This window comes from Chromobacterium sp. IRSSSOUMB001, assembly GCF_023507765.1.
Lineage (GTDB): Bacteria > Pseudomonadota > Gammaproteobacteria > Burkholderiales > Chromobacteriaceae > Chromobacterium > Chromobacterium haemolyticum.
In genome coordinates this window covers 168,914-181,046 of sequence record NZ_JALCYU010000001.1, presented here as the reverse complement: position 1 = coordinate 181,046, position 12,133 = coordinate 168,914, and the positions used below count along the sequence as shown (strand labels likewise).

At 65.3% G+C, this 12,133-nt stretch carries 9 protein-coding genes; all 9 read right to left on the bottom strand.

Features of this window, described 5'->3' with window-relative positions:
* Window positions 1-15 precede the first annotated feature (15 nt).
* A complete protein-coding gene (locus tag MOV80_RS00775; RefSeq protein WP_019102101.1) occupies window positions 16-621 on the bottom strand; it encodes a GNAT family protein in 606 nt (201 codons plus the stop codon).
* 36 nt (window positions 622-657) lie between these two features.
* On the bottom strand, window positions 658-2,280 hold the full coding sequence (locus MOV80_RS00770; RefSeq protein WP_118266829.1) for an AMP-binding protein: 1,623 nt from the start codon (window positions 2,278-2,280) through the stop codon (window positions 658-660).
* Complete coding sequence (locus MOV80_RS00765) at window positions 2,277-4,295, bottom strand: class I tRNA ligase family protein (protein WP_249604760.1); 2,019 nt, start codon at window positions 4,293-4,295, stop codon at window positions 2,277-2,279. The genes MOV80_RS00770 and MOV80_RS00765 overlap by 4 nt, the downstream gene beginning before the upstream one ends.
* Before the next feature lie 6 nt (window positions 4,296-4,301).
* Window positions 4,302-5,354, bottom strand: a complete 1,053-nt coding sequence (locus tag MOV80_RS00760) for an FAD-dependent oxidoreductase (protein WP_249604759.1) — start codon at window positions 5,352-5,354, stop codon at window positions 4,302-4,304.
* Window positions 5,351-6,661, bottom strand: coding sequence for a SidA/IucD/PvdA family monooxygenase (locus MOV80_RS00755; protein ID WP_043591693.1), 1,311 nt, complete (start codon window positions 6,659-6,661; stop codon window positions 5,351-5,353). The genes MOV80_RS00760 and MOV80_RS00755 overlap by 4 nt, the downstream gene beginning before the upstream one ends.
* A 598-nt stretch (window positions 6,662-7,259) precedes the next feature.
* Entirely contained in the window at window positions 7,260-8,606 is a 1,347-nt protein-coding gene (gene astB, locus MOV80_RS00750) for an N-succinylarginine dihydrolase (RefSeq protein WP_019102095.1), read from the bottom strand.
* Window positions 8,603-10,063 carry a succinylglutamate-semialdehyde dehydrogenase gene (astD, locus tag MOV80_RS00745; RefSeq protein ID WP_118266815.1) on the bottom strand — a complete coding sequence of 487 codons (1,461 nt, stop codon included), beginning with the start codon at window positions 10,061-10,063 and terminating at the stop codon, window positions 8,603-8,605. The genes astB and astD overlap by 4 nt, the downstream gene beginning before the upstream one ends.
* The gene (gene astA, locus MOV80_RS00740) at window positions 10,063-11,097 is read right to left on the bottom strand and encodes an arginine N-succinyltransferase (protein ID WP_043591699.1); all 1,035 of its coding nucleotides are present in this window, start codon (window positions 11,095-11,097) and stop codon (window positions 10,063-10,065) included. The genes astD and astA overlap by 1 nt, the downstream gene beginning before the upstream one ends.
* Window positions 11,094-12,125 carry an arginine/ornithine succinyltransferase subunit alpha gene (gene aruF / locus MOV80_RS00735; protein WP_019104582.1) on the bottom strand — a complete coding sequence of 344 codons (1,032 nt, stop codon included), beginning with the start codon at window positions 12,123-12,125 and terminating at the stop codon, window positions 11,094-11,096. Before aruF ends, astA begins: the two co-directional genes overlap by 4 nt.
* Window positions 12,126-12,133: the final 8 nt, after the last annotated feature.

Genomic DNA, 12,133 nt, shown 5'->3' with positions numbered 1-12,133 from the left:
TGCCTGCCCGGCCGCTCAACGGCTTGCCGCGGCTGCCAGCTCTGGGAAACGTTCCGCGCGGACCCGCTCCCACTCCTGGCGCAGCACGCTGTAATAGATCACATCGCGACGGCGGCCGCCGGGCATGAAGTTGAAGCTGCGCAGCACGCCTTCCTCCGTCGCGCCGATGCCGGCCAGGCCCGCGCGCGCGCCGGCGTTCAACACGTCGGTTTTGAACTCCACGCGCTCGCACTCCAGCGTTTCGAAAGCGTGCTTGAGCAGTTCGAACTTGACCGCGCGGTTGATGCCGGTGCGCCGCGCGTCCCGGCACAGCCAGGACCAGCCTATTTCCAGGCGGCGCTCTCCCTCGGCGAGATTGCCGTAAGCGGTGCTGCCGACGATGCGGTCCGTCCGGCGGTCGATGATGGCGAACACGATGCGGCTGCCGTTGAGGGTGTCCTGTATCGCCTGCTCGACGAAACGGCCCAGATCGTCCGGCGTCTGAATGCGGGCGACGAAATACTCCCAGATGGCGGGCTCGAACACGATGCGCTCAAACGCCGCGTAATCGCCGATCTGAATCCGGCGCAAACGCACGCGTTCGTTTTCCAGGGTGAGGTCCTTCAAATTACGCCAAGTCATTTATCGCTCCTTGCATAGGTTTAAGCGGGCCACAAGTCAGAAAGAAGGCTGCGGCGCCCGGCAATCCCGCACATACGCCGCGTCCGCCGAAAACGCTTCCGGCGTCCGCGCGTGGCGCGCATAGATTTCGTCCAGCTGCGCCGCGTAACGCTGATGAATCATTTTGCGTTTGGGCTTGAATTGAGAAGTCAGCAGGCCGTTTTCGATGGAAAACGGCTCGTCGACGATGAGCGCCGCCAGGATGCGCGCCTCCGGAAACGCTTCCTCGTTCAGCGCCCGGATATGCCGGCGCAAGGCCTCTGCGTCCGCCCCGGCCAGCGCCGGAGACAGGATGGCCGTGATGAAAGGCTTGCCGGTGCCGTACAGCACGCATTCGTGCACGTCCGGATGGCGGCGCAAGCCCTCCTCCATCGGCCTCGCCAGCACGTTGCGGCCGCTGGCCATGGTCAAGATGTCGTCCACGCGGCCGTGGATGTACAGGAAACCATCCTCGTCCACATGGCCCAAGTCCCAAGTCTTGACCTCGGCGCTGGGCAGAAAGCTTTTTTCGCTGACGCCGGGATCGCACCAGGTATAGCGACAGTTGACCGGATGACGGCTGGCCACGATCAAGACGCCGTCCTTGTCGAAACGGATGGATTTGTTCGGCAATACCTTGCCCACGCTGCCCAGGCGGAAGGCGCCGGGGTGATTCTTGGCGACGATGCAAGCCTCGTTGCTGCCGTATCCCTCGTACAACGGCACGCCGGCATGGTTGAAGAATTCAAGCACGGTCCGGCTGGCCGGGGCGGAACCGGTCCACAGATAACGGACGCGACCGCCGAGCGCGGCCTGTATCTGCGCGCCGCGGGCGGCCGGGTCGCCGTCCCCGTGCCGCTGCAATAGGCTGGCGCGCAAGGCTTCGTAAAAGCCAGGCACCCCCATGACAACGGTGGGCTGGCAAGCCTTGGCCATGTCCAGCGCCTGATCCAGATCCGAAAGCGTGATGTCGTGTCCAAACGCCAGCGCCGAATAAATCCAGTAGCGCTGCTGCAGCAGGGCCAGCCGCAGGAACACCAGCAGATTGTCGCCGTCCCCATGCGCGAACATCGCCTGCACTTCATTGATGGAACTGTTGACGCTGGCGACAGTGGCTTCCAGGCCCTTGGGCGCGCCGGTGCTACCCGAGGTGAATTTGATCGCCAGCACGTCGGCCGGGTCATAGCCGGCATGCAAGGGCCGCTCCGTCGCGTCCGCCTCGGCGCATTCGGCCCAGGCATAAACCTCGGCGATGTCGAAAACCGCGCCCGAGCGGTCCACGCCCTCGGCGAACAAGGCTTTCAAGTCGTAGAGGTCCACGATGCGCGCCGGCTCGAAACGCCCGGCCTCGAAGCCCGCGGTCACCGCCCCCAGTTTCAGGACGGCCAGATCCAGCAGCACGAATTCGATCCGGTTGCGGGACAAAACGCCCACCCGGTCGCGCGGGCGCAAGCCCAGCGCTTGCAAGCGCCGGGCCACGCGCGCCGCCTTGCGGTCCAGTTCCGCCAGCGTCCAGGCGCGCACGGCGCCGTCTTGCCGAAACCGGATGACATGTTGCTCGTCATCGCATCCGCGCAGCGCGACGGCGTTGACCAGATCAACGTCTTGGCCGCGCGGCGCTTGAGACATCATCTCGCTCATGACCGCCCTTCCTCCGCCGCGTCCGCCCGGCGCAGCGGCGTGAAGAAACGCTGCTCCGCCAAGTTCAAAGACGTGCCCGGCGGCGACAGCTCCACGCTTTCCGGCCAGACGTCGACGCGCTCCATGCCCAAGGCGCGGCCCAAGCGCTGGGCGAAGCGCGGCATCAACGGGCCGGCGGCCTGAGCCAGCAGGCGGGCCGTGGCCAGCTCCAGCGCGATCGCGGTCCGGTACTCGTCGCGCAGCGCCGGATTCAGACGGATGCGCTCGTTCGATTTGGCGAAACGCAGCGCGCCGGCCACCAGCCCGTCCAGATCTTCCACCACGCGGTTGAGCGTAAAACCATCGGCGCCGTAATGGGTGCTCAGGCTGGCCAGCCGGTTGCTTAGCGCATCGAAATAGGCAGTGTGCGCGGCGGTCCAGTTGCCGGCGTCTGGCGCACGCTGCTGGAAATCCTGCCGCAAGCGCTCGCCCAGGCCGGCCAACCAGGCCTGCCACTGGCCCAAGAGCGTCCGCTCCACGCATGCATGGAAGTCGTCCAGCGTGAAATTGGTCCGCTCCTGCTCGCCGCGCGTGCGCGCCAGGTAATAACGCACCGCGTCCACGCTGTCGGGGCTCAGGATATCCTTGCCCCATACCGCGTGCCGGCGGCTGGTGGAGAACTTCAGGCCCTCAAGCAGATAGAACTCGTTCTCGTTGTAGTCGATGTCGCATTGCCAGTCCGGAAAGGCCATCCGGTACAAGGCCGGATAGAGGATGGAGTGGTAATAGCTGTTGTCGTAGCCGAAGAAGTGGACGATCTTCCAATCCGGCTGCGGCCGGTCCGCTTGCCAGGGCTTGCCCAGCCGGCCGCCCAGTTCCGCAATGCCGTACAGGAAGCCGTACGCCATTTCCGGCCACACCCAGATCACCTGACTGCCCTCGACCTCCTCCGCCGGCGGCACGCCCCACTGCGCCGGATGAGTGATGGGCACCCAATAGTCCTTGCGCGCCAGCACCCGCTCAGCCAATTGCTGCAAGCGCGGCGACACCTTGCTCAGGCGGTGGTGCTGTTCCACCGCGTCCTTGAAGGCGGATAGATTGATCATGTAGCGGCGGATGGCGCCGGTGACGGGAACCGCGTCCGAGAGCCGCGAGCGCGGCGCGTCCAGGTCCACGCAGTTGTTCGGCTCGCCGCACTCCTCGCAGATATTGCCGCCGCAAGGCGAGCCGCAGCTTGGACACTTGGCGGAAACGTCCACCTCGTACAGATAGTCGCCGGTTTCGGCGTCGAACAGCGCCGCGTCGGAACGCAGCTGCGCGCCGCCCCGCACCAGGCGCGAGAAGAAATCGCGCAGGCCGGCGGCGTAGCCGGGGTCGCGGGTGGTGACGGTGTATTGATCCAGATGGATGTCCATCAGGTCCAGCGTGGCCTTGATCTCCGCCGAATAATGGCTGGCCACCTGCTGGGGGCTGCTGTTTTCCTGGCGGGCGCGCCCCACCACATAGCTCTGGTAATCGTCGCTGCCGGTGAGGTGATAGGCCTCGTGCCCGCTCGCGCGCAGAAAGCGCACATAGACGTCGGCGCCCAGATAGGGGCCGGACAGATGGCCCAGGTGCAGGTCGCCGTTGGGCGTGGGCGGCGTGGAAAACACGAACACCGGACGCCCCTTCAAACGCGCGGCGCCGTTGTCTTGCGCGGCGACGTCGCGTTTGGCCGCGTCCCGCCAGTAAAAGTCGCAGAAGCGCAGCGGCTGCTCGCCGGGATTGCGCAACACGTGTTTTTCAAACGGTTTGAACAACACCAGGCTGCCGGCGCGCACCGGCTGGGAGCGGCCGTCGGTGTCGATGACGCCTTCGCCGCTCAAAATCAGAAAGGCTTCCAGTTCGTCGTGCTTGTGCGGCTGGCTTTCCCCGCCGGGCTCGACAACGCCGTAAGCCAGTCGCACGCGCTCCTGGTCGCCCAGGCCGGCAATGGACGCCATCTCGATGCCGAAAGCCGGCGCCAGCTGCGCTTCGTTCAAGTCTATGATGTGCATGATCGGCTATCCCATGGTGAGAGTGTGATTGAGCAGGGCGACGGCTTCCGCGGCGACGCCGGGAGCAAGCCGATAGCCGGAGCCGTTGCACGCTCCGGCGAACAGAATGCGTCGATGGCGGCCTAGGTATTGCGCCAGCGGTTCCCGGCTTGGACTGTAGGCGTCGCAGAACACCCGGCCCGAGCCCGCCAGCGACTCCAGGTCCGGCGCAACGCCCTTCAACGTCTCGCGCGCCTCCGCGATCTCGCGGGCTTCCACCCTGGCCTGCCGGCACTGCTCCGGCGACACGTCCCATTGCTGGCAGGTGTAGCTGAACAGCCAGTGCCCGCGATGGGGAAGCGGCGCCAGAAAAGCGTCCTCGGCGGGGAAGAACAGCGCGGCCCCCTCCTCCGCCGGCCGCTGAATATGCAGGGCCACCACTTTCTTGACGCGGACGCCTAGCCCGGCGGTCAGCCCGCTCCAGCAGCCCTCGTTGACCCACGGCCCGGGGGCCAGCACCACGGCGTCGGCGGCCAGCTCCCGGCCGCTGGACAGGGTCAGGCGAACGCCGTCGGCGCTCTCGTCCAGAGCCTCGACCCCAATCCCCTCCAACACCTCGGCGCGGCTGCGCAGATGCTGCGCGTACCATAAGGCCAGCCTCTGCACATCCGTCACATGACAATCCGGCATCCGCCACAGCTCGCGGCCGGCCGGCAGATCCGGCGCGACGCGCGACTTTTCCTCCGCCGACAAGGGCAGCAAGCCGGCGCAGCGGGCGCGGACCTCCTCTGCGTCAACCGCGCCGGCCGCGACGAAAAAGTCGAAGCCATGCATGGGCAGCCGCGGATGGCGGGCGCGCAAAGTCTGGTAATAATCCGCGCTGGCCGCGCTCAGTTGGCGCACGCGCTCGGAGCGTCCCACCGGAAAATGGACGCCGGCGGAATACATCGACGCTCCCGCGCCGACCAAGCCGCGGTCCACCAGGGTGAGCCGGGCCCTCGGCTCGCGCTCCAGCAGGCGCGCTGCTATCGTGCAGCCGAGAATGCCGCCGCCGACGACGACGATGCATGGTGTCGTCATGCCCATTCCCTCTTGTTCTTGCGCTCGTCCGCTAAGGTCGAAGCCAACGGCGCCCAGGACACGAAAGCGGCGTCGACGTTGTCGGCGCGCGGCGCGTCCAGCATGCGGTTGATGACGATCTGACTGCGCCACGCTGTCAGGCTGAGGTTGGGATCGGCCAAGCCGCGCTGCTGGCGGATGGCGTTCAGAATGAACAGGCTGCGATTGCGCGGCAGTTTGCCCAGCGCCGCGTAATCCCGGTCGACGGCGATTTCCTCGCCCTCCCGCTCCAGACGCTCCCGCAGCGGCTGCAGGAAGGGCGTGGGCGCCGGCTTGAATCCGCTGGCCCAGATCACCACGTCCGCTTCCAGCGTTTCTGACGCGTTGGCACCCAAATGGCTGGCGGCGATGGACCAGCGCTCGCCGTTCCGGCCGATGGCGCGCACCTCGCGGAAGGGCAGCAAGCTGATGTCAATAGGCGCGCGTTCGATGAAACGCAGCGAATAGATCTGTTGGTAGAGACTGCGCAAGGTGCACTCGGAAATGCCGTCGCTGCTGAGCAGATTGCGCTTGATGAACGCGCTGCGGAAGATTTCGTCCTGCTCGTAAAAGTAGTTGGAATGGGTAGGCGTATACAGATCGTTGGTGAACGGCGAGTCGTCTAGCGGGAAGTAGTTTTCCCGGCGCGACAGCCAGCTCAGCGCGGCCGGCGCCTGACCGCCGCCGCGGCGCAGCAAATCCAGCACCACCTCGGCGCCGGACTGTCCGCCGCCGATCACCAGCACGCGCTTGCCCGCCGCGACGCCGGCCTTGGCGGCGAAGTCGCTAATGTGGAAATGCGTGACCTCGTCCAGACAGGAACGCGCGAAGTCCGGCACCGCCGGCACAATGCCGACGCCGACGACCACGTTGTCGCCCTGCACCCGTCGCTTCGTGGTTTGCACCACGAAAGCGCTCCCGTCGAAATCCACCTCCAGCACCCGTTCGCCAAAACAGATATTGCCGTTGTTCTCCGCCGCCCATTTCAGATAGTCGCGGAATTCCAGCCGCGACACCTGATCGAAACGCGCATTGAGAAACTGCAGCAATCTGCCGTGCTGATGCAGATAGGACACAAAGGAGAAACGATTGGTCGGGTCCGCCAGCGTGACCAGGTCTTTGAACAGAGAAACCTGCAGCCCCGCGCCTGGAATCATCATCCCGTCGTGCCAGGTGAACGCCGGTTTCTGTTCGAAGAAGATGCTCTTGATGTCGTGCTGGCCATGCAAGAGCGAAGCCACGCTCAGATTGGACGGCCCGCTGCCAATGCCGATGCAGTGATATTTCATGATGTATTGGCACTCGAAGTGTATGCAAGACAAAAGGAGCCGCGATGAACTGCGCGTCGCAGCGGCGGAAAACCCAACCGGCACTCTCATTCGCAATCAACAACAATCATCAAACCGCCAAAGCATTGCCGGGGCGCAGCGCCGCCCGCTCCGACATGAACATCCACTGTTTCGTCCAAGCCAGTACTAAAGACCAGGCCGTATCCCGTTGTAGAAAAACCCCAAACGTCGTTTCGTCTCCACGCTCGCCAAACTCCATGCCGCTGCGCCGCTGCGAACAGCCACCCAAAAACCCGCGTCTTCCATGGCTAGGAGGCCGAATTTCGCAAGCAGTATCGATCAATATATTCCAATGTCATTCAAGCTATCACATGACTTTTGTCATGTCAAACAACATTAAAAACCAAAAATAGATGATAATCGTCAAATAGATACCATTAATCAGGACAGTTTTCGGGGGAATAAAATCTGTCGTCATCCCGACGACGACGACGGCGAATCCAGGCGGACGCCACCGTTTCAAACGCAAAACAGGCCGGGAATCCCGGCCTGTTTTGCTAGCTCGCCTGACTCGAAATCAGGCGTGGGTCTGGCTGCTTCAGCCCAGCTGAAACGGATACACCGAGCCCAAGCCCAGGATGCCGCTCAACTCGTCCAAGGCGGTGCGGCTTTCGATCAGCAGCTGCGGATCGGCCAAGTCATCGCTGCTCAGGCGGTCGCGGTAGTGGCGGTCCACCCAAGCGTTGAGCGTGGCGAACAGCGCGTCGCTCATCAGCACCTTGGGGTTGACCGCGGCAATCTCCGCAGCGGACAGCGCCACGCGCAGCCGCAGGCAGGCGGGGCCGCCGCCGTTCTGCATGCTTTGCTTGAGGTCGAACACCTTCACCTCGTCGATGGGGCCGCCGCTGGCGACCAGCTTGCCGAGGTAAGCCCAGACGCGCGGCTGATTGCGGCACTCCTCCGGCACCACGATGATCATTTTGCCGTCCGGCTTGGACAGCAGTTGGCTGTTGAACAGATAGCTCTTCACCGCCTCCTCTACGCTGACCTCCGCCGCCGGCACCTCCACCGGCACGAAGCTGCCGCCAACAGCGGCCAGCTTGGCGCTCAGCTCGGCCAGCACCTTGTGCTGATCGAAGAAGGATTTCTCGTGGTGGAACAGCACTTGGCGGTTGCCCACCGAAATCACGTCGTTGTGGAACACGCCGGCGTCTATGGTGTCCGGGTCCTGCTGCGCGTAAACCACGCGCTCCGCGCTCAGGCCATGCAGCCGAGCCACCGCCTGGCAGGCTTCCAGAGTCTGGCGCGCCGGGAATTTGGCCGGCTTGGGATAGCGGGCGTCGAAAGCCGCCGCGCCGAACACGAAGAACTCCACGCCCGTGCCGTCGTACTCGGCGCAGAAACGGGTATGGTTGGCCGCGCCCTCGTCGCCGAAGTGCATCTGCGCCGGCAGCGCCGGATGCACCGCGAAGCGGGACTCGTCGGCGAACATCGCCCGCAGCAGCCGGCCCGTGGTTGGGTGCTCGATCGAACGGTGGAATTTATTGTTCAGATTGGCCGGGGTGAAGTGCACGCGGCCATCGGCGGTATCGCCGGACGGGCTGACGGTGGCGGCGTTGGCCGTCCACATGCAGGAGGCCGAGCTGGCCGCGGCCAGGATGGCCGGCGCTTCCTTGGCGGCACGCGCCACCACTTCGGCATCGCTGCCCGCAAAGCCCAGCAGGCGCAGGCTGGCCACATCCGGACGCTCGTGCGGGGCCAACACGCCCTGCTTGAAACCCAGGTCGTGCAAAGCCTTCATCTTGGCCAGGCCTTGCTTGGCGGCCAGCTTGGGATTGGACACGGCGCTGACGTTGCTGGTGGACGCCACATTGCCGAAGGACAGGCCGCTGTAATTATGCGTCGGGCCCACCAGACCGTCGAAATTCACTTCATAGGCGTTCACAGCGTGATCCCCGGCGAAAGTTGGGCCGGCACGGCCAGGCTGTCGCATTCCAGCGAGGCCACCGGATAGGCGCAGTAATCCGCGGCGTAATAGGCGCTGGCGCGATGGTTGCCCGAGGCGCCCACGCCGCCAAAGGGCGCGGCGCTGGAGGCGCCGGTCAAGGGCTTGTTCCAGTTGACCACGCCGGCGCGGCTTTCCAGCAGATAGCGCTCGTACAGCGCGCGCTCGTCGGACAACACGCCGCCGGCCAGGCCGAAGCGGGTGTCGTTGGCGATGGCGATGGCCTGGTCGAAATCGGCGTAGCGCACCACTTGCAGCAGCGGGCCGAAGTATTCCTCGTCCGGACGCGCGGCGGCGGTGGTGTCGATGATGCCCGGGCTCAGCAGCGCCGCGTCCGGCGTCAGCCGGCGCATTTCCAGCAGCGCCTTGCCGCCCGCGGCCAGCATCGCGGCCTGGGCTCGCAGCAGTGCCTCGGCGGCGGCGCTGGAGATCACCGCGCCCATGAAGGGTGCCGGCTCGGCGTCGTATTTGCCGACGCGCAGCTTGGCCGTCACCTCCACCAGCCGCGCCAGCAGCGCGTCGCCCCAGGCGCCTTGCGGCACCAGCAAGCGGCGCGCGCAGGTGCAGCGCTGGCCGGCGGAGACGAAGGCGGACTGGACGATGTGGTGGACGGCGGCGTCGATGTCCTGGACGCCTTCCACGATCAGCGGATTGTTGCCGCCCATTTCCAAGGCCAGGATCTTGTCCGGATGACCGGCGAAGTTCTTGTGCAGCAGCGCGCCGGTGGCGGAACTGCCGGTGAAGAACAGGCCGTCGATGCCGGCATGGCCGGCCAGTGCCGCGCCGGTATCGCGCGCGCCTTGCAGCAGCGCGATCACGCCGGCCGGCAGGCCGGCTTCGGCCCACAGCCGCACCGTTTCCTGCGCCGTCCACGGCGTCAGTTCGGACGGTTTGAAAATCACCGCGTTACCGGCCAAGAGCGCCGGCACGATGTGGCCGTTGGGCAGGTGGCCGGGAAAGTTGTAGGGGCCGAACACCGCCACTACGCCGTGCGGCTTGTGGCGCAGCACTGCCTGGGCATCGCCCATGGCGGCGGCGCGTTCGCCGGTGCGCTCGTGGTAGGACTTCAGCGAGATGTCCACCTTATTGACCATGGTGGTCACTTCGGTCAGCGCCTCCCACAAGGGCTTGCCGGTTTCCTGGGCGATGACGCGGGCCAGCGCGTCCTTGTTGGCGCTCAAGAGTTCGCCGAAGCGCTTGGCCACCGCAACCCGCGCGTCCAGCGGCGTGCGCGCCCAGTGCTTGAACGCGGCCCGGCCGGCGGCCACGGCGGCGGCCACCTGGGCGGCGTCGGCGGCGCGGCCCTGCCACAGCGGGCTATTGTCGGCCGGATTGGTTTTGCTCAGCGCCGCGCCGGCGCCTTCTTGCCACTGTCCGTTGATGAATAAGCTGCTCACTATGCATTCTCCTTGGGGTAGAGCGCGACGCAACGCAGATGACCGCCCTCTTCCACATTCAGCGCCTGCGCCTGTTCCGGCGTCAGCAGGATTTCATGGGTGGGCGCCAGCGTCTCGGCCAGGATGGCGCGGAAGCCGGCCAGCGAGTCGTTGGACACCAGATAGAAGTTCTTGTCGCCTTCCGGCAGCGGGTCCGCCAGCCGCGCCGCGGCCACCGAGCTTTCCTTCACCGCGCGGATTTCGCTGGTATAGGTCTGCACCGTCGGGCCGGCGTCGAAGATGTCGACATAGCCTTCGTAGCGGAAGCCTTCGGATTCCAGCATCGCCACCGCCGGGCGGGTATTTTCGTGCGTCTGTCCGATCACCGCCTGCGCCTCCGGCGGCAGGAAGTCGATGTAGACCGGGTGCTTGGGCATCAGCTCGGCGACGAAGGCTTTCTGGCCGACGCCGGTCAGATAGTCGGCGTGAGCGAAGTCGATGGAGAAGAAATGACGGCCCAGGCCTTCCCAGAACGGCGAGCGGCCTGCTTCGTCGGACACGCCGCGCATCTCGGCCACCACCAGCTTGCCGAACAGCTGCGGGAACTGAGCCAAGAACAGGAAGCGGCTCTTGGACAACAGGCCGCCGTTGCGGTTGGCGCGGTAATCCGGGTGCAGGAACAGCGTGCACAGCTCGGAATAACCGGTATGGTCGTTGGACAGGAACAGAGTGTCGTGGCGCGAATACACGCCCAACTCCTCGGAGGCGTGGACGATGGTCCCCACGCGGTAGTTGTACCACGGCTCCTTCAGGCCCACCGCGGCCTCCAGCGCGCAGATGCCGGCGATGGCGCCGGTGGCGCCGTCTTCCATCACAAAGACATAGCCTTGGTCGGCCTTGTCCAGCTCGCCGGCGAAAGACAGCACCGAGCGGGCGATGCGGCGCGACAGCCGCTCTTCGTTGACCGGCAGCGAGGTCAGGCCGACGCCGGCGCTGCGCGCCAGATTCATCAGGCCGTCCAGGTCTTTGTGGGCTACGGGGCGGATGAACATCATGCTGCGGACTCCTTCTGCTGCAGGCCGGCCACCTGGACCTGGCCGCCGCTGGCGAGGCCCAGCGCGCGGGCGGCGTCGGGATTGATGAAGGCGACACCGTCCACCACCGCCACGCGGCACACCGCGGCGGCGAATTCGCTGGATTCGAGATTGCTCAACAGCTGCGGCTGCGCCTGCTCCGGCAGGCTGGCCAGCACCTCAACCGGATAACAACGGCTGGTTTCCAGCGTTTTCAGCCGGTCCACTTCGGCGGTGAGCACCGCGCCGCCGTCGAAGATGTCGATGTAGTTGTCGGCCTCGAAGCCCTCGTTGCACAGCAATTGGCAGGAGCGCTCGAAACTGGCGTGGATTTGGCCGATGGCGTGCTGGGCCTCGTCCGGCAGCAGCGGGACATAGATAGGGTAGCTGGGCATCAGCTCGGCGATGAAGGTCTTGCTGTGGCTGACGAAAGCCTGCTCCACCTGCAGGAAATCCATATTGAAGAAGCGGCGGCCGATGGCGTTCCAGAACGGCGATTGGCCGGCGTCGTCGTGAATGCCCTGCATCTCCGCGATCACGCGGCGGCCAAAGCGCTCGCGCTTGCTGGCGATGAACAACAGCCGGGCGCGCGACAGCAGCTCGGCGGCCAGCGGCTCCAGATGGCCGTCCACATAGAAACCGCACAGCTGCACCATGCCGGTCAGGTCATGGCACATATTCAGCACGTGCACGCGGTTGTTGACCTTCAGCGCGCGCGATGCGTGCACGAAGATCTCGCTGCGGTAGCTGTAGAAGGGCTCGTCGAAACCAGCGGAAGCGTTGATAGACGCGGTGCCCAGCACCTGGCCGCCTTCTTCCAGCACGAACATATAGTATTCGCAGCCGGAATCGCCAGTGGCTTCGTGTTCGAAGGCGGATACGGACTGTTGAATGCGTTCGAACAGCTTTTCCCGGTTGTTGGGCAAGCTGGTGACACCGATGCCGCTGGCCACCGCCATGCGTTCGATGGCGGGCAGATCGGAGGTGCGGACAGGACGCACGGTAAGCATGGGACATC